22 protein-coding genes are annotated in these 20,684 nt (G+C 53.7%); 10 read left to right on the top strand and 12 right to left on the bottom strand.

Annotated elements, in window-relative coordinates; all coding sequences use genetic code 11:
- Positions 1–38 precede the first annotated feature (38 nt).
- A complete protein-coding gene (locus tag J4613_RS11785; protein WP_000484506.1) occupies positions 39–1,337 on the top strand; it encodes a uracil/xanthine transporter in 1,299 nt (432 codons plus the stop codon).
- A 22-nt stretch (positions 1,338–1,359) separates the two neighbouring features.
- Positions 1,360–2,508 carry a glycerate 3-kinase gene (glxK, locus tag J4613_RS11780; protein ID WP_000706327.1) on the top strand — a complete coding sequence of 383 codons (1,149 nt, stop codon included), beginning with the start codon at positions 1,360–1,362 and terminating at the stop codon, positions 2,506–2,508.
- A gap of 79 nt (positions 2,509–2,587) precedes the next feature.
- On the opposite strand, the gene allE is transcribed toward glxK, so the two are convergent.
- Genes allE through allD form a run of 3 tightly spaced genes read right to left on the bottom strand, consistent with a single transcriptional unit; the run spans position 2,588 to position 5,690 of the window.
- Positions 2,588–3,373 carry a (S)-ureidoglycine aminohydrolase gene (allE, locus tag J4613_RS11775; RefSeq protein WP_000540985.1) on the bottom strand — a complete coding sequence of 262 codons (786 nt, stop codon included), beginning with the start codon at positions 3,371–3,373 and terminating at the stop codon, positions 2,588–2,590.
- 10 nt (positions 3,374–3,383) lie between these two features.
- Entirely contained in the window at positions 3,384–4,619 is a 1,236-nt protein-coding gene (gene allC, locus J4613_RS11770) for an allantoate deiminase (RefSeq protein ID WP_000589759.1), read from the bottom strand.
- Positions 4,620–4,640: 21 nt separating this feature from the next.
- Complete coding sequence (gene allD / locus J4613_RS11765; RefSeq protein ID WP_000703931.1) at positions 4,641–5,690, bottom strand: ureidoglycolate dehydrogenase; 1,050 nt, start codon at positions 5,688–5,690, stop codon at positions 4,641–4,643.
- A 315-nt stretch (positions 5,691–6,005) separates the two neighbouring features.
- On the opposite strand from allD, the gene J4613_RS11760 reads away from it, so the two are divergent.
- Genes J4613_RS11760 through J4613_RS11745 form a run of 4 tightly spaced genes read left to right on the top strand, consistent with a single transcriptional unit; the run spans position 6,006 to position 10,657 of the window.
- On the top strand, positions 6,006–7,670 hold the full coding sequence (locus tag J4613_RS11760) for an acyl-CoA synthetase FdrA (protein ID WP_111742420.1): 1,665 nt from the start codon (positions 6,006–6,008) through the stop codon (positions 7,668–7,670).
- A gap of 9 nt (positions 7,671–7,679) precedes the next feature.
- A complete protein-coding gene (locus tag J4613_RS11755; protein WP_000495330.1) occupies positions 7,680–8,939 on the top strand; it encodes a DUF1116 domain-containing protein in 1,260 nt (419 codons plus the stop codon).
- Between the two features lie 11 nt (positions 8,940–8,950).
- Complete coding sequence (locus J4613_RS11750; RefSeq protein WP_000821191.1) at positions 8,951–9,760, top strand: DUF2877 domain-containing protein; 810 nt, start codon at positions 8,951–8,953, stop codon at positions 9,758–9,760.
- Between the two features lie 3 nt (positions 9,761–9,763).
- Positions 9,764–10,657 carry a carbamate kinase gene (locus J4613_RS11745; protein ID WP_080193754.1) on the top strand — a complete coding sequence of 298 codons (894 nt, stop codon included), beginning with the start codon at positions 9,764–9,766 and terminating at the stop codon, positions 10,655–10,657.
- Between the two features lie 40 nt (positions 10,658–10,697).
- Here the strand turns inward: J4613_RS11745 and purK are convergent, their stop codons facing one another.
- From purK to ppiB, 4 genes are all read right to left on the bottom strand, one after another.
- Positions 10,698–11,765 carry a 5-(carboxyamino)imidazole ribonucleotide synthase gene (gene purK / locus J4613_RS11740; protein ID WP_000815601.1) on the bottom strand — a complete coding sequence of 356 codons (1,068 nt, stop codon included), beginning with the start codon at positions 11,763–11,765 and terminating at the stop codon, positions 10,698–10,700.
- Positions 11,762–12,271, bottom strand: a complete 510-nt coding sequence (gene purE / locus J4613_RS11735) for a 5-(carboxyamino)imidazole ribonucleotide mutase (RefSeq protein ID WP_000098736.1) — start codon at positions 12,269–12,271, stop codon at positions 11,762–11,764. Before purE ends, purK begins: the two co-directional genes overlap by 4 nt.
- Before the next feature lie 117 nt (positions 12,272–12,388).
- Entirely contained in the window at positions 12,389–13,111 is a 723-nt protein-coding gene (gene lpxH / locus J4613_RS11730) for a UDP-2,3-diacylglucosamine diphosphatase (protein ID WP_000212284.1), read from the bottom strand.
- Positions 13,112–13,113: 2 nt separating this feature from the next.
- Entirely contained in the window at positions 13,114–13,608 is a 495-nt protein-coding gene (gene ppiB, locus J4613_RS11725) for a peptidylprolyl isomerase B (protein WP_000255991.1), read from the bottom strand.
- A gap of 172 nt (positions 13,609–13,780) precedes the next feature.
- Here ppiB and cysS point away from each other — a divergent pair, with 172 nt between their 5' ends.
- Complete coding sequence (gene cysS / locus J4613_RS11720; protein WP_000912377.1) at positions 13,781–15,166, top strand: cysteine--tRNA ligase; 1,386 nt, start codon at positions 13,781–13,783, stop codon at positions 15,164–15,166.
- A 43-nt stretch (positions 15,167–15,209) separates the two neighbouring features.
- On the opposite strand, the gene J4613_RS11715 is transcribed toward cysS, so the two are convergent.
- The 5 genes from J4613_RS11715 to folD form a co-directional block, all read right to left on the bottom strand.
- Positions 15,210–16,034 (bottom strand): DUF2145 domain-containing protein, encoded by an 825-nt coding sequence (locus J4613_RS11715; RefSeq protein ID WP_000819117.1) that lies wholly within the window; start codon positions 16,032–16,034, stop codon positions 15,210–15,212.
- On the bottom strand, positions 16,031–16,468 hold the full coding sequence (locus tag J4613_RS11710; protein WP_001038574.1) for an STM0539 family protein: 438 nt from the start codon (positions 16,466–16,468) through the stop codon (positions 16,031–16,033). The genes J4613_RS11715 and J4613_RS11710 overlap by 4 nt, the downstream gene beginning before the upstream one ends.
- A complete protein-coding gene (locus tag J4613_RS11705) occupies positions 16,461–17,006 on the bottom strand; it encodes a metal-dependent hydrolase (protein WP_001143571.1) in 546 nt (181 codons plus the stop codon). Before J4613_RS11705 ends, J4613_RS11710 begins: the two co-directional genes overlap by 8 nt.
- A gap of 126 nt (positions 17,007–17,132) precedes the next feature.
- A complete protein-coding gene (gene ybcJ / locus J4613_RS11700) occupies positions 17,133–17,345 on the bottom strand; it encodes a ribosome-associated protein YbcJ (RefSeq protein ID WP_000190281.1) in 213 nt (70 codons plus the stop codon).
- 1 nt (position 17,346) lies between these two features.
- Positions 17,347–18,213: a bifunctional methylenetetrahydrofolate dehydrogenase/methenyltetrahydrofolate cyclohydrolase FolD gene (folD, locus tag J4613_RS11695; protein ID WP_000729165.1), complete on the bottom strand. Its 867-nt coding sequence runs from the start codon at positions 18,211–18,213 to the stop codon at positions 17,347–17,349.
- Positions 18,214–18,759: 546 nt separating this feature from the next.
- Here folD and fimA point away from each other — a divergent pair.
- From fimA to fimC, 3 genes are all read left to right on the top strand, one after another.
- Positions 18,760–19,317 carry a type 1 fimbrial protein subunit FimA gene (gene fimA, locus J4613_RS11690; protein WP_023221487.1) on the top strand — a complete coding sequence of 186 codons (558 nt, stop codon included), beginning with the start codon at positions 18,760–18,762 and terminating at the stop codon, positions 19,315–19,317.
- Positions 19,318–19,391: 74 nt separating this feature from the next.
- Positions 19,392–19,925 (top strand): type 1 fimbrial protein subunit FimI, encoded by a 534-nt coding sequence (fimI, locus tag J4613_RS11685; RefSeq protein WP_000619623.1) that lies wholly within the window; start codon positions 19,392–19,394, stop codon positions 19,923–19,925.
- A 43-nt stretch (positions 19,926–19,968) separates the two neighbouring features.
- Positions 19,969–20,661: a type 1 fimbria chaperone FimC gene (gene fimC / locus J4613_RS11680; protein WP_052934509.1), complete on the top strand. Its 693-nt coding sequence runs from the start codon at positions 19,969–19,971 to the stop codon at positions 20,659–20,661.
- The last annotated feature ends 23 nt before the right edge of the window (positions 20,662–20,684 follow it).

The raw sequence follows: 20,684 nt of genomic DNA, 5'->3' as shown, positions 1-20,684 counted from the left end.
GTCGTCACGACGGGCATTCTCTATTTTAAGGTGTGGATATGTTCCCTGTTATTAACCGCGAAAGTGTATTGTCCGGCTTTCAGTGGTTTTTCTTTATTTTCTGTAACACGGTTGTGGTTCCCCCTACCTTGCTGTCCGCTTTTCATCTTCCCGCTGATAACCTGTTAATGCTCACACAATACGCTTTTTTGACCACCGCGTTGGCCTGCCTGGTTCAGGCATTTTGCGGCCATCGCCGGGCCATTATGGAAGGGCCGACAGGGCTGTGGTGGGGCGCTATTCTTACGATTACGCTTGGCGAGGCGTCTCGCGGCACGCCGCTGAACGATATCGCCTCCAGCCTGTCGGTCGGGATCGCGATCTCCGCAATGGTGACGATATTTATCGGCATTAGCGGCTTAGGACACCGTCTGGCTCGCCTGTTTACGCCGGCGGTAATGGTTTTTTTCATGCTGCTTTTGGGCGCGCAGCTGACCTCAATATTTTTTAAAGGCATGCTGGGGCTGCCTTTTGGCATTGCCGATACCAGCGCCAGAATCAAATTGGCCCCCTTTGGGCTGGCGGTCGCGGTGATGTGTTTTATCCTCGCGATGATTATTTTCCTGCAACAGCGTATCTCCCGTTACGCGTTACTGGTAGGGACCGTGGTCGGGTGGGGGCTATGGCGGTTATGCTTTCCTTCATCACACTTACCGCCGGGTGAATTAAGCTGGCGATGGTTTCCTCTGGGCAGCCACGGCACGCTGATGCCGGGTATTATTGTGACGGCGGTGATGACGGGGTTAGTCAACATCAGCAACACTTACGGCGCCATCCGCGGTACCGATATCTTTTATCCGCATCAAGGGTCGGGCAGTTCTCGTTATCGCCGAAGCTTTATGATTTCCGGACTGATGACGTTAGTGACGGTGCCTTTCGCTGTCGTGCCTTTTTCGCCTTTTGTATCTTCCATTGGTTTATTAACGCAAACCGGCGACAGTTCTCGCAAATCCTTTATCTGCGGTAGCGCACTGTGTCTGCTGGTTGCCATTATAACGCCGTTAACCCGCTTATTTTGCGCTATTCCACTGGCGATCAGCAGCGCCGTTATGCTGGTCTCTTATTTACCTTTACTTTATTCCGGTTTGGTTTTTAGCCAGCAAATTACGTTTACCGCGCGGAATATTTATCGCCTGGCGTTACCGCTTTTTGTCGGCATTTTTTTGATGGGGCTTCCTCCGGTCTATTTACAGGATCTTCCACTGATGATTCGTCCTCTGCTTAGCAACGGATTACTGGTGGGAATCTTACTGGCAGTGCTTATGGAAAATCTTATTCCGTGGGAACGCATTAAATAACGTGAGAAAACAAGGAGACATGATGAAGATTGTAATTGCGCCAGATTCATTTAAAGAGAGCTTAAGCGCTGATAAATGCTGTCAGGCTATTAAAGCGGGATTTTCAACCGTATTTCCTGATGCGCGCTATGTTTGTTTACCGATCGCCGATGGCGGAGAAGGAACCGTGGACGCAATGGTGGCTGCGACCGGCGGGAAACGGGTTTCTGTGGACGTTAGCGGGCCGATGGGGGAAAAAGTAAACGGATTTTATGGCCTGACCGGCGACGGCAAAACGGCAATTATTGAAATGGCGGCGGCGAGCGGATTGATGCTGGTGGCGCCAGAGGCGCGTAATCCGCTGCTGGCATCCAGTTTCGGCACCGGCGAATTGATTCGTCACGCCCTGGACGCGGGGATTCGCCATATTATTCTGGGTATCGGCGGCAGCGCCACGGTGGATGGCGGAATGGGAGTAGCGCAGGCGCTCGGTGTGCGTTTTCTGGACGCGCAAGGAATGCTGCTTGGCGCCGGAGGGGGCAATTTATCGCGCCTGGCGAGCATTGACCTGCAGGGGTGCGATCCGCGTATTTCAGAGTGTCGTATTGAGGTCGCCTGTGATGTTGATAACCCGTTGGTGGGGCCACGCGGCGCGGCGGCGGTATTCGGTCCGCAGAAAGGGGCGACGCCTGAAATGGTCGAGACGCTGGAAAATGGATTACGTAATTATGCCCGTGTCTTACATGCTCTGACCGGACGCGACATGTCTCAAATACCGGGCGGTGGCGCGGCCGGAGGAATGGGGATTGCCGCTATCGTCTTCCTGGAAGCGGAAATGAAGCCCGGTATTGAGATTGTTATGCAGGCGGTGAAGCTGGAGGAGGCGGTAAAAGAGGCTTCGCTGGTGATTACCGGAGAAGGGCGAATCGACTCGCAAACGGCGGGAGGAAAAGCGCCGATAGGCGTTGCGTCAGTGGCGAAACGGCATCACGTCCCGGTTATCGGCATTGCCGGCGTACTGGGCGACGGCGTGGAAGTGGTCCATCGCCACGGTATTGATGCCGTATTCAGTATTTTGCCGCGGCTGGCGCCTTTGCCGGAAGTTCTGGCGAACGGTGAACAAAATCTCTACCACAGCGCCTGTAATATTGCCCGCGTCATCAAACTTGGCCAGGATATCGGGACTCGTTAAGCATAAAAAAAGCCACGGTTCTCACCGTGGCAAAATCCAACATAGCTAAATTAAAAATAATCAGGAGGGCTGTCCGCCGTTAAATCATAACGTCGCGGTTACAGTCTTTGGAGTAGATGTAGCTGAATGCTTCGCCACGACCTACACCGTATCCGGCCTGCAGGGAATAAGCGCCCATGAAGATGTAGTCGCCTTTTTTCACCGGCACCCAGTTGTTGTCGAGGTTATAAACCCCCTGGCCGGAAAGGATATAAGCGCCATGTTCCTGGACGTGGGTTTCAATATAGCCGTGGCTGGCGCCCGGTTCGAACGACAGAATATGCATATTCATATCGAAGCCCAGCTCTTTAGGCAGGAAATCCAGCAGAATAACATCTTCCATGCCTTCATAATGAATACGCTCCAGCTGGCTGGCATTGCCGGAAACCAACCACGGGGCATGCCCCTCGACAGGAGTATAGCGGCGTTTATATAAAAATAGCTGGCTGTCTTCCGTTTGAGCGTTGCTAAAGGTCATCATCTCGCCCGGTGGACAATAGAGGTATCCGCCCTGAGTTAAAGAGAATGTTTTTCCTTCTGCTTTAGCTTCAATATTTCCCGTAATGACATAGAGAAAAGTTTCAATCCCCTCGCCGCCAAAGCCCTGCTGGTTGCCGCCATTCTGATGTAAGGTGACCAGATAATCGACGAAAGAAGCACCCAGCTTCGGCGTCGAAAGGATGGTGACGTCACAATTTTCAAAGCCGGGAATAATATTTTTCACCAGACCGTCCGGCGTTAAGAGCGCATAGTTACCGTGTTTCACAATGGCGCGGTTCGCCAGTAAATCATCGCGGTAACCCGTGACGTTATTCAGATATCCCATTGATGGCTCCTTATTTTTGCCAGGCAAGTTGATGCAGCATTAATGCCAGAGTTTTGACCCCTTCAGCAAGGTCATTAATGTTGGTACGTTCCGCCGGGTTATGGCTGATACCATTAATGCTGGGGACGAAAATCATACAGGTAGGGACGCGCGGCGCGAAAATTTGCGCGTCATGACCTGCGCCGCTATGCATTATGCGATAGTTCAGTTGTTCGGTTTCACACAGCCTGGTGAGGGCCGCGACCAGTTCGGCGTTCATCGGCACCGGCGCTTCGTCCATCCACAAATCGATATCGATGCTGATATCCATTTCATCGCAGATGGCGCGCATATCGTTTTCCAACTGTTCGGTAAATTCGCGAAGTACCGCGGCGTCCGTATGCCGGCAATCGATTGTAAATGTGGTTTTTCCAGGGACAACATTGACCGTATTCGGCTGCGGCTCAACTTTGCCGAACGTTAATACCAGGGGATCGCCATGCTGTTTGGCTTTTTCAATGGACTGACTGCAAATACGACTGAAGGCATGCACCGTATCGCGACGATAGCCCATTGGCGTTGTGCCTGCATGGTTGGACTCGCCGTTGAGCGTCACCGTGTAGCGACGTTGCCCGACGATGGCATTGACGACGCCAATCGACTGTCCGTTGCTCTCCAGAACACAGCCTTGCTCAATATGCAATTCAACAAAGGCGCGGATATCGGTTCGCGCAGCGAGCGGCGCGGCGGGAAGGGTAAATCCGCACGCCTGCATAGCGTCGACAAAGCCTGTGCCTTTGGCGTCCTGGATATGGCGTACCTCTTCAGGATTCGCCAGGCCAAAAATGTTCTTGCTGCCCCAAAAAACGTAAGGGAAACGGCTGCCTTCTTCCTCAGCCATTGATACTACCTCGACGGTGCGCAGCGGCGCGCCGTAGGTCGCTTTTAGCCAGTCGATCGCCAGCCAGGCGGCAAGCGCGCCGAATTGCCCGTCCAGATTGCCGCCGTTGACGACCGTATCAATATGCGAACCGCTTAAAATCACCTGCTCCGGAAATTGTGTGCCGCAAAGGCGGCCATATAAATTTCCGACGTCATCAAAGCGTGTTTCCAGACCGCTTTCTGCCATTCGCTTTTTAAACTGCTGCTGTGTTTCCAGCCACTCAGGCGAATAAAGTAAACGCGTCATTCCACCCGTAGGATCGGCTCCAATGGAAGAGAGCCAGGGCAATGTTTCTTCTATCGCGTGGCGAAAATGCTTTATCATAGAAAATTCCTGTTTCAATAATTATTGGGCAAAGGGATTTTTTGTTTCGTATGACTTGAGATAGAGGGCATCGGAAATCAGATATTGATAAATATCATCAACAATATCGATACCATTCATATCGGCATTTTTCTGTTTAATATCCTGATCCTGTCCAGGATAATAAACCTGTTTAAAACCGGGAGCGGGCTTCACGGAATTGAGTTCCTGCATAGTCTGACTAATATGTTTGCGGAATAATTCACAGGAAGAAAAGAACGCCGGATTAATGACCAGATGAAGTTGTCCTAAATTGCGTCCGGCGTGTAAATCTTCATACATCGAACTGACCTGGCGGCCAAACGGCAGCCCCAGCAGAATGCCGGACAAAATATCGATCATCATCATCAGGCCGTAACCTTTCGGGCCTGCGGCGGGTAATAACGCATTGACGGCAAAAGGATCCTGTGTCGGCGCGCCGTTTTTATCAACGGCCCAATTCTCCGGAATGGACTCATTGCGGGACCGTGCATCGAGGACTTTTCCCCAGGCCTGCACGGTGGTGGCCATATCAAAGGTAATGATGTCATCGCCTTCGCCCGGCGCGGCAAAGGCCAGCGGATTAGTGCCATAGTAAATATCCGCCCCGCCAAACGGCACGACCATAGGATCGGACTGACAGATAGACAGACCAATCAGGCCTTCGCGAGCAGCCTGGCGGACGAAATAAGAGATGGCGCCGCTATGGCCCATTCTGCTAATGCCGACAACCGCGACGCCATTTTTTTTGGCTATTTCAATAGCATGCTCCATTCCCATTTTGGCTGCGACCTGTCCGGCAGCATTATCGGCATGCAGTATCGCCGTACAGGGACCGGTATTCTCAATGCGGAACGTCGGCTCCCGGTTGGTGCCGCCTTTTGAAATTCGTTCGGCATAATATTCAACGCGTACGGCGCCATGTGAGTGAATACCTCTGGCATCTGCATAAACCAGTACGTCGGCGACGATGGCGGCGTGCTCACGTTTTAGTCCGGCTTTATAAAGCTTATTTTCGATAAGCTGATGGAGTGTTTCCCGACTGATTTTCATCTGTCTTCCTTTTTAACGACGGTGTGAAGCATGACTGCGATTAACATACCGGGAAAATAAAATGATTATGTGATCCAGACAGGCAAAAAAATATAATTAGAATTTATTTGATAATCAGGCGGGTTTTATCTTTTTGCTTAAATAAAAAGCTTTTTTAGAAAATCATAACTAATCCTTTAGCCGTTGTTTGAATTCTTTTGTTAATAAATTTGATGTGACGTTAATCACTCTATTTACCCTCCCGGATATATACCGTGAAGCGCACATTAACACTGCTCGTGCAATTGCAATGGGTGCAATTATTAAGGAGTTGTTATGATCCACGCCTTTATTAAAAAAGGGTGTTTTCAGGACTCTGTCAGCTTAATGATTATTTCTCGAAAGCTGAGTGAGTCCGAAAATGTTGATGATGTATCGGTAATGATGGGAACGCCTGCGAATAAGTCGCTGCTGGAAACTACCGGTTTCTGGCATGACGATTTTCATGGCGCTACGCCCAATGACATTTGCGTGGCGATTCGTACCGAAGCGGTAGATGACGGCATTACGCAGGTGATTGTGCCACAGCTCGAAGAAGCATTGCAGCAGTTGGCGCAGGGAAGCAGCGGCAGCCAGTCGTTAATCCAGGTCAGACGCTGGGAAAGCGCCTGTCAGAAACTGCCAGAGGCGAATCTGGCGCTGGTATCGGTGGCCGGCGAATATGCGGCGGAACTGGCAGAGCAGGCGCTGGATCGTTCGTTGAACGTGATGATCTTCTCCGATAATGTCACGCTGGACGATGAAATCAGACTAAAACGCCGGGCGCGTGATAAAGGACTGCTGGTCATGGGGCCGGATTGCGGCACCGCTATGATCGCCAATACGCCGCTGGCTTTCGCTAACGTCATGCCAGAGGGCAACATCGGGGTGATTGGCGCTTCCGGCACCGGTATTCAGGAGCTCTGTTCACAGATTGCGCTGGCGGGGGAAGGGATTACCCATGCCATCGGGCTTGGCGGACGCGATTTGAGCGCCGAGGTCGGCGGGATCAGCGCGCTAACGGCACTGGACATACTCAGCGCGGATGAAAAGAGCCAGGTGCTGGCCTTTGTCTCCAAACCGCCTGCCGATGCGGTTCGTCAGCATATTATCGCGGCGATGAAAGCCACCGGGAAACCCGTTGTAGCGCTGTTCTTAGGGTTTTCCTCCCCCGTTGCGCGTGAGGAAAACGTCTGGTTTGCCTCGACGCTGGATGAAGCCGCCCGCCTGGCATGTTTATTGTCTCGCGTGACGTCGCAGCGTAAAGAAATGGTTTCAACAGGCGGCGTGATTCGTGGCCTCTATACCGGCGGAACGCTGGCGGCGGAAGCGGCGGGGCTGCTGGCCGGCTATCTGGGCGTCGCGGCGGATACGGAACATCACCATGGCATGATGCTTGACGCTGACGGCCACCAGATTATCGATCTGGGCGATGACTTTTATACCGTTGGGCGACCACATCCGATGATCGACCCGGCGTTACGTAATCAGCTTATCGCCGGGCTTGGCGCGCAGCCGCAGGTACGCGTGTTATTAGTGGACGTCGTTATTGGTTTTGGCGCGACCGCCGATCCCGCCGCATCGCTGATTCAGGCCTGGCAGAAGGCATGCGCCGCACGCGCCAGCGATCAGCCGCTGTTCGCCATCGCAACCGTCACCGGAACGGAACGCGATCCTCAGTGCCGCTCGCAACAAATCGCCGCGCTCGAAGATGCCGGCATCACGGTAGTGGATTCTCTTCCCGAAGCCACTCTGTTGGCCGCGGAACTGATTCGACCCACTCTCTCTTCCACTCATCCATCAGCTCCCCGGTTACTGGAAGCGGTAGCGGTGATTAATGCCGGGTTACGTAGCTTCGCGCTGGATTTACAGGCTGCCGGTATGCCCGTGGTGCACTACCAGTGGGCGCCTGTCGCTGGCGGTAATAAAAAACTGGCTCGTCTGTTAGAACGTTTGCAATAAGGGGTTCCCATGTTTACATCAGTGGCGCAAGCCAACGCTGCAGTCATCGAACAAATTCGTCGCGCACGTCCGCACTGGCTGGATGTGAAGCCAGCTTCTTCATTAATTAGCGTGCTCAATCAGGGGAAAACGCTTCTTCATGCCGGCCCGCCGATGCGCTGGCAAGAGATGACCGGCCCGATGAAAGGCGCCTGTATCGGCGCATGCCTGTTTGAAGGATGGGCCAAAGATGAAATGAGCGCGCTCGCGCTGTTAGAGCAGGGAAAGGTCAACTTTATTCCCTGCCATCACGTTAACGCCGTGGGGCCGATGGGCGGTATTACGTCAGCCAGTATGCCGATGCTGGTCGTGGAAAATATCACCGACGGCAATCGCGCGTACTGCAATCTCAACGAAGGGATCGGCAAAGTGATGCGTTTCGGCGCCTATGGCGAGGATGTTCAGCAACGTTTGCGCTGGATGCGCGATGTGCTGATGCCGGTATTAAGCGCGGCGCTGGGACGTCTGGAGCGGGGGCTCGACCTGACCGCAATGATGGCGCAGGGCATTACGATGGGAGATGAATTCCACCAGCGCAATATCGCTTCTTCCGCATTGCTGATGCGCACGTTGGCGCCGCATATCGCCCGTCTGGAACATGATAAGCAGCAGATAGCGGAAGTGATGGATTTTCTGAGCGTCACCGATCAATTCTTCCTTAATCTGGCGATGGCCTACTGTAAAGCCGCCATGGACGCGGGCGCGCAGATTCGCGCCGGCAGTATTGTGACGGCGATGACCCGTAATGGCGATATGTTTGGCATTCGGGTTAGCGGTCTGGGCGACCGTTGGTTCACCGCGCCTGTTAATACGCCGCAGGGGCTATTTTTTACCGGTTTTTCGCAGGATCAGGCCAACCCGGACATGGGCGACAGCGCCATTACTGAAACGTTTGGTATTGGCGGCGCTGCGATGATTGCCGCGCCTGGCGTAACGCGTTTTGTCGGTGCCGGGGGAATGGAAGCGGCGAAATCTGTTTCTGAAGAGATGGCTGAAATTTATCTCGAACGCAACATGCAGCTACAAATCCCCGGCTGGGATTTTCAGGGGGCCTGTCTGGGACTGGATATCCGCCGCGTGGTCGAGACCGGAATTACGCCGCTGATTAACACGGGTATCGCGCATAAAGAGGCGGGGATTGGACAGATTGGCGCGGGAACCGTCCGTGCGCCGCTGGCCTGTTTCGAGCAGGCGCTGGAAGCGCTGGCGGAAAGCATGGGCGTAAGTTAAGAGAGCGTCTCATGAAACGTATCCATCCTCTTATGGCAAGCCGACAATCGGCGGATTATCGGCAACCCTGGCAGATGTCAGGGGTATGGCGTCGCTCTATTAATTTTGTGGCGAAAAGCGGTGAGTTATTAACGCTTCACCGTCGGGGGAGCGGCTTCAGTCCGGGAGGGTGGATACTGCGCGGCGGCGATTTTGACGCCTTGCGCGATGTGCTCACCGATGGCGAAAAACCGCAGTCAACCGCTGCCGGTATTCAGATTGGCGAGTTTCTTTTATGCGAGCCGGAGAGGCGCTGTTCGCTGCGGGTTCCACGCTATCTTGCGTCGCCGCGTCTTAACGCGACGTACATGCAGCGTAGTGAGGAGACGGGACTGTTTGGGCCGTTAACCGTCGCCGCAGCTCAGCCTCTATGTCCGGAACTTCGCCAGTTTTGTCACTGCTTTCAGTCGGCGCTTGCAGGTGCTGCGACTGACTGGCGGCTATGGCTGGGTAAAGGGCCGGGCTTAACGCCCAGTCATGACGACACGCTGACGGGAATGTTGCTGGCGGCCTGGTATTTTGGCGCCATAGATGAACGCGCCGGGCGTAATTTTTTTGCCCAATCCGGCAGCCTTGATCGGGCGACGACGCTCGTGAGCGTCAGTTATTTACGCTATGCGGCTATGGGTTATTTCGCGTCGCCTTTACTCCACTTTATTCATGCGCTGCGACGAGATGCTCGCACAGAAACGGCGATTGACGGACTGCTGGCGCTGGGGCACACCTCGGGCGCGGATACGCTGCTGGGGTTCTGGCTTGGACAACAAATAGTAAAAGGATAGGGAATGAAAACGTTGGTAGTTGCTCTTGGCGGCAACGCATTATTGCAGCGCGGAGAAGCGCTAACGGCAGAGAATCAATATCGCAATATTGCCGACGCGGTGCCTGCGCTGGCGCGACTTGCCCGTTCGTATCGGCTGGCGATAGTACATGGCAATGGCCCCCAGGTCGGCCTGTTGGCTTTACAGAACCTTGCCTGGAAAGCCGTTGAGCCTTATCCGCTGGATGTGCTGGTGGCGGAGAGTCAGGGCATGATCGGCTATATGCTGGCGCAGCGTCTGGCGCTTGAACCCGATATGCCGCCGGTGACTACAGTATTAACGCGAATAAAGGTATCGGCGGACGATCCTGCTTTTCTTGAACCGGAAAAGTTTATTGGTCCCGTTTATTCGCCAGAAGAGCAAATGGCGCTGGAAGCGACTTATGGCTGGCATATGAAACGTGATGGAAAATATCTGCGCCGTGTCGTCGCTTCCCCGGCGCCGCGTCAGATTATCGAAAGCGCCGCTATTGAGTTATTGCTAAAAGAGGGCCATGTGGTGATTTGCAGCGGCGGTGGCGGGGTACCTGTTGCCGGCGAAGGCGAAGGGGTCGAGGCGGTGATAGATAAAGACCTGGCGGCGGCATTGCTGGCAGAGCAGATAGCGGCCGATGGTCTGATCATTTTGACGGATGCGGATGCGGTGTATGAACATTGGGGGACGCCGCAGCAGCGCTCTATTCGTCAGGCTTCGCCCGATGAGCTGGCGCCGTTTGCCAAAGCCGATGGCGCGATGGGACCGAAGGTGACCGCGGTAAGCGGGTATGTGAAGCGGTGCGGAAAGCCGGCATGGATTGGCGCATTATCGCGTATTGACGATACCCTGGCGGGCAGGGCGGGAACCTGCATCTGTCTGTGATCGCGACGGGCGGCGACAGAGAATGCGCCGCCCACGCTGTTTATTTAAGCTTACTTTGCGCCCAGATAATGCCGCTGGCGTATTCGCCCGGCAGGAGCGGAGAGAGCGCTTCCAGGGTGGCGCTAAGACGTGAGGTATCGCTGTCGGTCAGATTCAGATGGCCGACTTTTCGCCCCGGACGTACCGCTTTATCATACCAGTGCAGATGTACCAGCGGCAGCTTCAGCCAGTCGTAATTCAGCTCGCTGCCGATCAGATTGATCATCACCGACGGGGCGTTAATCACCGGCGCGGGCAACGGCAGGCCGGTAATCGCGCGCAAATGCAATTCAAACTGACTGATGCTGGCGCCATTTTGCGTCCAGTGTCCGCTGTTATGCACGCGCGGCGCCAGTTCATTGATTAACAGGCCTTCCGGCGTGATAAAACATTCCATCGCCATTACGCCGACGTAGTTCAGCGCCTGCATAATTGCTGACAGCATCGATTCCGCCTGCTCCTGCTGTTCGGCGTTCGCCTGTGGGAACGCGACGCTGGTCCGCAAGATGCCGTCCTGATGCAAATTGTGCGTTAGCGGGTAAAACACGGTACTGCCGTCATGAGCGCGCGCGCCGACTAACGACACTTCGCCGGAAAAATGGATACCGCGCTCAACAATACATTCGCCATAGCAGTCATCCGGCAGTTGCCCGGTTTCGTCCGCGCGTAGACGCCACTGCCCGCGACCGTCGTAGCCGCCAACGCGACGCTTAATAATCGCCAGTTCGCCCAGGCGGTCAAAGATGCCGGACCACTCGTCGGCGCTGGTCAGCAGTTGCCACGGCGCGGTCGCGAGTCCCAGTTTATCGAAAAGCTGTTTTTGTGTCAGACGGTCGGCGATGATCGGAAATACATCACGATTGACGAATGCCGGGTGGCGCGCCAGCTCGCGGGTAAGCGCGGTTTCCGGCCAGCGCTCAATCTCTGCGGTAATGACGCTCTGCTGTACCGGCACGGCGGTAGGCTCTGCATCCAGACCAACCGGCCAGACGGCGATACCCAGCGGTTCGCCCGCCTGGCGCAGCATTCGGCCCAGTTGTCCGTTGCCGAGAACGCAAACTTGCTTCATAGCGTCCCCCGCGGATCGGGATTTTCCAGAACTTCATCGGTTTGCGCTTTGCGCCAGTCGGCGATGCGCTGATGCAGTTCCGCGTCGTGTTGCGCCAGAATCTGCGCGGCGAGCAGGGCGGCGTTAGCGGCACCGGCTTTACCGATCGCCAGCGTACCCACCGGAATGCCGCGCGGCATCTGCACGATGGAGTAGAGGCTATCCACGCCGCTTAGCGCAGCGCTTTGTACCGGCACGCCGAGTACCGGGACCAGCGTTTTTGCCGCAATCATTCCCGGCAGGTGCGCCGCGCCGCCCGCGCCGGCAATAATCACTTGATATCCGTTCTCTTCCGCCGTTTCGGCGAAGCTGAACAGTTTATCGGGGGTGCGATGGGCGGAAACCACTTCTACATGGTGCGGGACATCCAGAATTTCAAAAATTTCGGCGGCGAATTGCATGGTAGCCCAGTCGCTTTTGGACCCCATCACGATGGCGACACGCGCCGGATTATTGCGGGAAGACATGCGTCTTAAAACTCCTGTGGTGCGGGACACGCTGCTTTTGAGGTGTCAGAGAATAGCATGATAATCAGGCAAGGAAAACGGTTGCGTGTGCGCCGTAACGGACGATTCGACGAACATTTACAGGGGGAAGGCGATTAACTCCACGTTATCCGGCGTGACTTTTACCATTGAACCTTCATGATGCCATGCGCCTAACACCACGCGGAACGCGGGCTGGTCGTTGGCGGAAAGTTCATGCACCGCCGGGCGGTGGGTGTGACCGTGAATCAGCCACTGTACGCGGTGTTTTTCCATTTCGGCGACGACGGTCTGCGCATTGACGTCCATAATATCCAGCGATTTGCTGCTGTTGGCGGCTTTACTGCCGGCGCGCATTCTGGCGGCGATACGGCGGCGGATAAACAGCGGCAGGGTAAGGAACAGTCGTTGCACCCACGGATTATGGACTTTGGCGCGAAACGCCTGATATCCGGCATCATCGGTACAGAGCGTATCGCCGTGCATAATCAACACATTGCGGCCATACAGGTCGAGCACTTTTTCCTGCGGCAGTAGAATCATGCCGCTTTCGCGGGCAAAGCGTTTGCCAATCAGGAAGTCGCGATTACCATGAATAAAGAAGCAGGGGACGCCGGAATCAACCAGCGATTTAATGGCAACGGCCATTTCACGATGTAGCGGGTTGGGGTCGTCGTCGCCAATCCAGGCCTCGAAGAGATCGCCAAGAATATACAGCGCGTCGGCCTGGCGGGCTTCTACGGCTAAAAAACGCAGAAAACCGGCGACGATCGCCGGTTCTTCCGTTTGCAGATGCAAGTCTGCAATAAACAGTGTCGCCACGATTACTCGCTGACGGTCACGTTTTCAATGATGACGTCTTCTTTTGGTACGTCCTGGTGCATACCGCTACGGCCAGTGGCGACGCCTTTGATTTTATCTACCACGTCCATACCTTCTACAACTTCCGCAAAGACGCAGTAGCCCCAGCCCTGCAGACTTTCGCCGGAGAAGTTCAGGAAGTCGTTGTCTGCCACGTTGATGAAGAATTGCGCGGTAGCCGAGTGTGGCGCCTGAGTACGCGCCATTGCCAGCGTACCACGGGTATTTTTCAGACCATTGTTGGCTTCGTTTTTGATCGCCTCTTTGGTGGCTTTCTGTTTCATGCCCGGCTCAAAGCCGCCGCCCTGAATCATAAAACCGTTAATCACACGGTGGAAAATGGTGTTGTTGTAAAAACCTTCGCGGCAGTAGTCCAGGAAGTTTTTAACTGTTTCAGGCGCTTTATCATCAAAGGTTTTGATTACGATATCGCCGTGATTAGTGTGGAAAGTAACCATTTTTGCATCCTGTTCCAAGAGAGTGGTGCTTTAGCCCGCAATGGGGCACATATAGGGGCTTGTTATAGCATAACCGTAAGCTGCGATCACCTTGCAAAGTGTGCTGCTTCGATTACGAATAATATGTATCATACGGAGATTATTACCCACACACGTCTATACGGAATCTTCGATGTTAAAAATTTTTAATACACTGACGCGCCAAAAAGAGGAATTCAAACCCATTCATGCCGGGGAAGTCGGCATGTACGTGTGTGGTATCACCGTTTACGATCTCTGCCACATTGGTCACGGACGCACGTTTGTCGCTTTTGACGTTGTCGCGCGCTATTTGCGTTTTCTCGGTTATAAGCTGAAGTATGTGCGTAACATTACCGATATCGACGATAAAATTATTAAACGCGCCAATGAAAACGGCGAAAGTTTTGTCGCGCTGGTCGACAGAATGATTGCGGAAATGCATCAGGACTTCGACGCGCTGAATATTCTGCGTCCGGACAGCGAGCCGCGTGCGACGCACCATATTCAGGAAATTATCGAGCTCACCCGCACCTTAATCGAGAAAGGGCACGCCTATGTGGCGGATAACGGCGATGTGATGTTCGATGTACCGACCGATCCGACTTATGGGCAGCTTTCCCGTCAGGATCTTGAGCAGCTTCAGGCGGGCGCGCGCGTAGATGTCGTTGACGTGAAGCGTAACCCGATGGACTTCGTGCTGTGGAAAATGTCGAAAGAGGGCGAGCCGAGCTGGCCGTCGCCGTGGGGCGAAGGGCGTCCGGGCTGGCACATTGAATGTTCGGCGATGAACTGCAAGCAGTTGGGCAACCATTTTGATATTCACGGCGGCGGTTCCGATCTGATGTTCCCGCACCATGAAAACGAGATTGCCCAGTCTACCTGCGCGCATGATGGCGAATACGTCAACTACTGGATGCACTCCGGTATGGTGATGGTGGATCGCGAGAAGATGTCCAAATCGCTGGGCAACTTCTTTACCGTGCGCGACGTGCTGAAATACTACGATGCGGAAACTGTGCGCTACTTCCTGATGTCCGGGCATTACCGTAGCCAACTGAACTACAGTGAAGAGAACCTCAAGCAGGCGCGCGCCTCGCTGGAGCGGCTATACACTGCATTGCGTGGAACGGATAAATCAGCGGCCCCGGCGGGCGGCGAGGCGTTTGAAGCGCGTTTCGTGGAGGCGATGAATGACGATTTCAACACGCCGGAAGCCTACTCCGTCCTGTTTGATATGGCGCGTGAAGTCAACCGTCTGAAGGGCGAAGATATGACCGCCGCGAATGCGATGGCGTCTCATCTGCGGAAGATTTCCGGCGTGCTGGGACTGCTGGAGCAGGAGCCGGATGTTTTCCTGCAAAGCGGCGCGCAGGCGGATGACGGTGAAGTTGCGGAAATTGAAGCCTTGATTCAACAGCGTCTGGATGCCCGTAAAGCGAAAGACTGGGCGGCGGCGGACGCGGCGCGCGATCGTCTCACTGAAATGGGTATTATTCTGGAAGATGGCCCGCAGGGCACCACCTGGCGGCGTAAGTAAGCGCTTTTACAGGCCGCTCTATTTGCATAGAACGGCCTGTTTTTTATTTTTTCGCACCGGGCGAAAGATAAACACACACCGACTCCCCCAGATTCTGATGTTCACACCCGGGTATTGCCCGGCTGTAATGGGCAATAAAGCGGATGACGCTGTCGCCGCTGTTTAGCCCCACATTTCCTTTTCGCAGCAATTCTGCTGGCTGATCGTCGGTGAAAACGTTAGGGGTGAACAGTTTTGCGCCTAATCGTTCAAAAGTGCCAGCACTAACGATAGAGGGTTGATAACCCTGAAGCTGCAACCAGCGGCGGGCATCATTACGTGACCAAACCTGCGCATCGTTTGCTCGCGCAAACACTTCGAGAAGCCAGCCATTCGAATTCTGATAAGGGCCGGAGAAAGGCCACGCAATCAGGTTATAGCGGGGACTGTGGAAGAGATTGAGTTTGGTAGCGCTATGTAAGAGCGTTTGTAATGCCGTCGCGATATCTGAACGCGGGCGCAAAACGGCAATGCTCTGATTCACCAGGTCATCAGCCAGAAACTCATACAGACCTTGTATATAGAGCGCTGATTCAGCGGTTCCGCAAGTATTCAGATTATGGTAAACCCGCCAGTCTCCGTTTGGCTGGCGCATGGCATAGCCAGCATGTGACCAGGTTAAATGTCGGCTCGACATATCTTGCCCCTGGCGAACCAGAATGACGACCGGATCGGGTTGACTGTTAAGCTGCTGTTTGAGTTGTAACGCCTGATCCATTGTCGCTGCGATGCTCTCCGGCGTGTTTGCTTTTTGGTGACAGTTAGCACTGTCTGCATAAGCGTTGAGCGAGATTGCGCTGAGCCACAGGGCAAACGCGAACCGCTTCATTTGGCCGGTACCGTCTGGTTGCTGGAAAGTCCTGCGTCGTCCTGATTTACCATATGGGCGAGGACCTTGCCCTCTTTTTTCAAATAAGCGCCGGTGCCTTCCTGCGTTTTTTCCAGAGTGACTTTATCACCTGCTTTGAGGTTGCCTTCTTTGACGACATTTAGCGGAACTTGCATTTTAATGTCTTTGTTATCGGGGGACTTAGTGGTTAACAGCGCGGTTTTTTGCTTTTTATTTTCGACAACAGATCCAATGCTCAGGTTGAGCGGCAGCAGTACGGGGGAGAGTATAATTCCGCTAACCAGTGCGGAACTGCCCACGCTGACAACCGCAGACGATGCCGCATACCAGCCAGTGGCAGACATTTCTTCGCTATAGCTGGCGTGGGAAAATGAGAAACAGATGACCGCGGCGGCGAATGTCATTTTATTCATATTGATTCCTTTTAATATGCGTTTTAAGTACCCATAGAAATAACACTAAAATACTTCCCGGCAACCACACCCACAGCAATTCTGAGAGAATGACCTGGTGTCCATACGGCGTGATGTAGCTTGAAAGCGCAAACGGCGCGACTTTAATCACCTGCCAGGGCGCAAAAAAACGTTCATCTGACCACGGCCACAGCCAGCCTACGCCTTTCCCACCCGTGGTTATCGAATCCAGCAGGCTGTGCGACAACAATGAAACGGTTAAAAATAGCCAGCAGCGCACCTGCCCAGCTCGAAACCATCGTCGTCCCGCGAGTACGCACAACAGGGGGAGGACGAATGCGAAAAGTAAAGAGTGGGTAAATCCGCGATGTCCAAATACGTTGCCGTAGGCGACGCCAAATTTAAAGGCCAGCACGTCGGCATCGGGGAGCATCGCCAGCACGACACCGGCAAACAGCAGGCGAGGAGGGATAACTTTCAGGCCTAAGCCTGCGCCAAGACACAGGGGAACGGCGGCGTGGGTGATAACGGTAGGCATAGCGATGGTTCACAGGGAAATAGCCATGCTAGCAGTTGGAACGCAGAGGATTAAGTGGATGATTATCTGAAAAGACAGCGTAATCAGGCCGGATAAGACGCTTTGCGTCGCTATCCGGCACTTGTATCAGGCCACGACGTTCACACTTTGGCCTTCAAAGCTAACGGTTTGCCCGGCGACAATTTTGCAGCGTTTACGCGTTTCAACCACGCCATCAACCTTCACCAACCCGTCGGCAATGGCGATTTTCGCCTGCGCGCCGCTTTCGCTCCAGCCTTCCAGCTTGAGCAGATCGCACAGCTCGACGTGCGGGTGCTTGCCTAAAGAGAATGTCGCCATGTTATTTTCCTTGTGGATCGTGATATTCAATGCACGCCTGCAGCGTGTTTTCGATAAGCGTGGCGACCGTCATCGGGCCGACGCCGCCCGGTACTGGCGTGATGTATGACGCGCGCGCCGCGGCTTCGTCAAACACGACGTCGCCAACGACCTTGCCATTTTCCAGACGGTTAATACCGACATCAATCACAATTGCGCCTTCTTTAATCCATTCGCCGGGAATAAAGCCCGGTTTACCTACGGCGACAATGAGCAAATCAGCATGCTCGACATGGTGACGCAGATCTTTGGTAAAGCGGTGCGTAACGGTAGTCGTACAGCCAGCCAGCAGCAGCTCCATGCTCATTGGGCGTCCAACGATATTGGACGCGCCAATGACCACCGCATTCAAGCCGTAGGTATCAATATTGTAACGCTCAAGCAGGGTCACTATACCGCGGGGCGTACAGGGACGCAGGCGCGGCGCACGCTGGCACAGACGACCGACATTATAAGGATGAAAACCGTCTACGTCTTTATCTGGCGCGATACGCTCCAGCACTTTAACGTTGTCGATGCCTGCCGGTAAAGGCAACTGCACCAGAATACCGTCGATCGTGTTATCTGCATTCAGAGTATCGATAAGCGCCAGCAGTTCGGCTTCGCTGGTGGTTTCTGGCAGGTCATAGGAGCGGGAGACGAATCCCACTTCGTCGCACGCTTTACGTTTGCTTGCGACATAAATCTGTGAGGCCGGATTGCTGCCGACCAACACCACAGCCAGGCCGGGAGCGCGAAGACCTGCTGCGACGCGTGCCTGAACTTTTTGAGCAACCTCAGATCGCACCTGCTGCGCAATCGTTTTACCGTCAATAATCTTTGCTGCCATCAGAGAGAAGATTCCATCTGTTACTTCAAGTCAAAGGGGATAACGCTATTTTGTCAGAAGCGGGCCTCGCTGTCAGTTAACGTTTGTGTTTCCGATGCAAACGCGACGTCTCCCCCGTCTGTTGACGATACTGAGACGTGGCCCGTAAGCGCGCCATGATTAACCAAAAAGAAACAATTCATCACCCTGGCTATGGTTACCGTAATCCCTCGTCGTTAATAGCGTCGGGCGGCATAATGCGACATTTTATACAAAATAAGATTAGACCCTTCTTATATCCCAATAAGAATTAGCTTAGGTCATTAAAAGAGTTTGCGGCTATTTTTTATTTAGCGAAATGTTTAATTTATTACCGTGACGAAATGTCATATTCGCAAAGATTAATTACTGCGTCTGATACTCAGGGGAGAAACAGAAAACTAATTAATCTGCGATATCTATCTTTACAGGATGCAGAGATAACTTTTCTGACATGCTATGTCGATAATAATTCAAACGGAGCCGACAGGATGCCGAAACCGGGTGTGTGTAATTCAAGGGAAATCCATGAAATATAAATTAATGACCTCTACTATTGCGAGTCTGATGTTTGTCGCTGGCGCAGCGGTTGCGGCTGATCCTACTCCGGTGAGCGTGAGTGGCGGTACTATTCATTTCGAAGGTAAACTGGTTAATGCAGCCTGTGCCGTCAGCACTAAATCCGCCGATCAAACGGTGACGCTGGGTCAATACCGTACCGCCAGCTTTACGGCGATTGGTAATACGACTGCGCAGGTGCCTTTCTCCATCGTCCTGAATGACTGCGATCCGAAAGTGGCGGCCACCGCTGCCGTGGCTTTCTCTGGTCAGGCAGATAACACCAACCCTAATTTGCTGGCTGTCTCCTCTGCGGACAATAGCACTACCGCAACCGGCGTCGGGATTGAGATTCTTGATAACACCTCCTCACCGTTGAAGCCGGACGGCGCGACCTTCTCGGCGAAGCAGGCGCTGGTTGAAGGCACCAATACGCTGCGTTTTACCGCACGCTATAAGGCAACCGCCACCGCCACGACGCCAGGCCAGGCTAATGCCGACGCCACCTTTATCATGAAATACGAATAATCCCGTCTGGGAACGCCAGGGAAGGGAGGCGCCTCAACGGAAGAGGCTATCGGGGATAAAAGAGAACATAGCAGATGATAAGGAAAGGCGCGGCGCTAGTGGGGCTTGTTTTGATGTCGCCCGTTATTGCGCAGCCGGTAATGGTAGAGAGCGGGCGTGTTCACCTGCGCGGACAACTGGTCAATGGCGGCTGCGCTGTCGCCACAGAAAGCCAGAATTTGCGCGTATTGATGGGACAGTACCGCACGAATGCGTTTACCGGTCCTGGCAGCTTCGCTCCCGTCAGCGTTCCATTTTCGTTACGGTTAATCTCCTGTAGCGCGGAGGTCTGGCGTCATGTCGGCATTGCGTTTGCCGGCGTTACGCCTGCGGAAGATCCCCATGTTTTTCTGGCCAGCGGCGAGGGTATCGGTAATGCCGGAATCGGCCTGGCATTATTTGATGACCAGCAGCGGCAAATCATACCTAACACGTTACCGCTTCATTACACGCCCATTTTAACGTCAGAAATGACTTTGCATTTTACTGCCCGCTATCGGGCAATTTCAGAAAATATGACGCCGGGACGAATTCATTCAGAAGTGTGGTTTACGCTGGTTTACCCATGAATTTTCTTGCCGACGTGACTCAATGCAAAAGGTATTTTTTACCATGCTGAATAGTATAAAAGTAGGCTTTATTGTTCTTCTCACGTTATTTACTTCGCTGAACGTACAGGCGGCGGGGGGGATTGCATTAGGCGCCACGCGCGTTATTTATCCCTCGGCGGCGAAACAGACTTCTCTGGCAATCAGTAATAGCGATACTCAAGAACGTTACCTCGTCAATTCATGGATCGAAAATAGCGCCGGGCAGAAAGAAAAAACGTTTATCGTTACGCCGCCTTTATTCGTCAGCGAACCCAAAAGCGAAAACACGCTGCGTATTATCTACGCCGGGCAACCGCTACCCGGGGATCGGGAGTCGTTATTCTGGATGAACGTGAAAGCCATTCCGTCGGTCGATAAAAGTCATATTGAAGGAAAAAACGTTCTGCAACTGGCGATTCTGTCGCGCATCAAACTGTTCGTGCGTCCGGCGAATTTGCCGCAGACGCCGGAAGACGCGCCGACCTTGCTGAATTTTTCCCGTGTCGGCAACCATCTCAAGATAATCAACCCATCTGCTTATTACCTCACGCTGGTCAATATCAGCGTGGGCGCGAAAAAGATTGATAACGTGATGATCGCGCCAAAAAGCGACATGCAAATTCCCTTACCGACTGGCGCGCAGGGCAGCGTGACATTTCAGACAGTCAATGATTACGGCGCATTGACGTCGGCGACAACGGCCAGTCTCGGTTAAGCAGAGAGCGTGAAGCCACACGA

It is taken from the genome of Salmonella sp. 32020114201800008SM, assembly GCF_017572025.1.
In the GTDB taxonomy this organism is placed as follows: domain Bacteria; phylum Pseudomonadota; class Gammaproteobacteria; order Enterobacterales; family Enterobacteriaceae; genus Salmonella; species Salmonella enterica.
Note: the sequence above shows the minus strand (reverse complement) of the source record. Positions and strands in the feature narration are given on the sequence as shown.

What these genes read in the sequence shown, in the direction of transcription:
- J4613_RS11785 (WP_000484506.1), top strand. Translation starts at nt 39, where the DNA reads ATGTTCCCTGTTATTAACCGCGAAAGTGTATTGTCCGGCTTTCAGTGG.
- glxK (WP_000706327.1), top strand. Translation starts at nt 1,360, where the DNA reads ATGAAGATTGTAATTGCGCCAGATTCATTTAAAGAGAGCTTAAGCGCT.
- allE (WP_000540985.1), bottom strand. Translation starts at nt 3,373, where the DNA reads ATGGGATATCTGAATAACGTCACGGGTTACCGCGATGATTTACTGGCG.
- allC (WP_000589759.1), bottom strand. Translation starts at nt 4,619, where the DNA reads ATGATAAAGCATTTTCGCCACGCGATAGAAGAAACATTGCCCTGGCTC.
- allD (WP_000703931.1), bottom strand. Translation starts at nt 5,690, where the DNA reads ATGAAAATCAGTCGGGAAACACTCCATCAGCTTATCGAAAATAAGCTT.
- J4613_RS11760 (WP_111742420.1), top strand. Translation starts at nt 6,006, where the DNA reads ATGATCCACGCCTTTATTAAAAAAGGGTGTTTTCAGGACTCTGTCAGC.
- J4613_RS11755 (WP_000495330.1), top strand. Translation starts at nt 7,680, where the DNA reads ATGTTTACATCAGTGGCGCAAGCCAACGCTGCAGTCATCGAACAAATT.
- J4613_RS11750 (WP_000821191.1), top strand. Translation starts at nt 8,951, where the DNA reads ATGAAACGTATCCATCCTCTTATGGCAAGCCGACAATCGGCGGATTAT.
- J4613_RS11745 (WP_080193754.1), top strand. Translation starts at nt 9,764, where the DNA reads ATGAAAACGTTGGTAGTTGCTCTTGGCGGCAACGCATTATTGCAGCGC.
- purK (WP_000815601.1), bottom strand. Translation starts at nt 11,765, where the DNA reads ATGAAGCAAGTTTGCGTTCTCGGCAACGGACAACTGGGCCGAATGCTG.
- purE (WP_000098736.1), bottom strand. Translation starts at nt 12,271, where the DNA reads ATGTCTTCCCGCAATAATCCGGCGCGTGTCGCCATCGTGATGGGGTCC.
- ppiB (WP_000255991.1), bottom strand. Translation starts at nt 13,608, where the DNA reads ATGGTTACTTTCCACACTAATCACGGCGATATCGTAATCAAAACCTTT.
- cysS (WP_000912377.1), top strand. Translation starts at nt 13,781, where the DNA reads ATGTTAAAAATTTTTAATACACTGACGCGCCAAAAAGAGGAATTCAAA.
- J4613_RS11715 (WP_000819117.1), bottom strand. Translation starts at nt 16,034, where the DNA reads ATGAAGCGGTTCGCGTTTGCCCTGTGGCTCAGCGCAATCTCGCTCAAC.
- J4613_RS11710 (WP_001038574.1), bottom strand. Translation starts at nt 16,468, where the DNA reads ATGAATAAAATGACATTCGCCGCCGCGGTCATCTGTTTCTCATTTTCC.
- J4613_RS11705 (WP_001143571.1), bottom strand. Translation starts at nt 17,006, where the DNA reads ATGCCTACCGTTATCACCCACGCCGCCGTTCCCCTGTGTCTTGGCGCA.
- ybcJ (WP_000190281.1), bottom strand. Translation starts at nt 17,345, where the DNA reads ATGGCGACATTCTCTTTAGGCAAGCACCCGCACGTCGAGCTGTGCGAT.
- folD (WP_000729165.1), bottom strand. Translation starts at nt 18,213, where the DNA reads ATGGCAGCAAAGATTATTGACGGTAAAACGATTGCGCAGCAGGTGCGA.
- fimA (WP_023221487.1), top strand. Translation starts at nt 18,760, where the DNA reads ATGAAATATAAATTAATGACCTCTACTATTGCGAGTCTGATGTTTGTC.
- fimI (WP_000619623.1), top strand. Translation starts at nt 19,392, where the DNA reads ATGATAAGGAAAGGCGCGGCGCTAGTGGGGCTTGTTTTGATGTCGCCC.
- fimC (WP_052934509.1), top strand. Translation starts at nt 19,969, where the DNA reads ATGCTGAATAGTATAAAAGTAGGCTTTATTGTTCTTCTCACGTTATTT.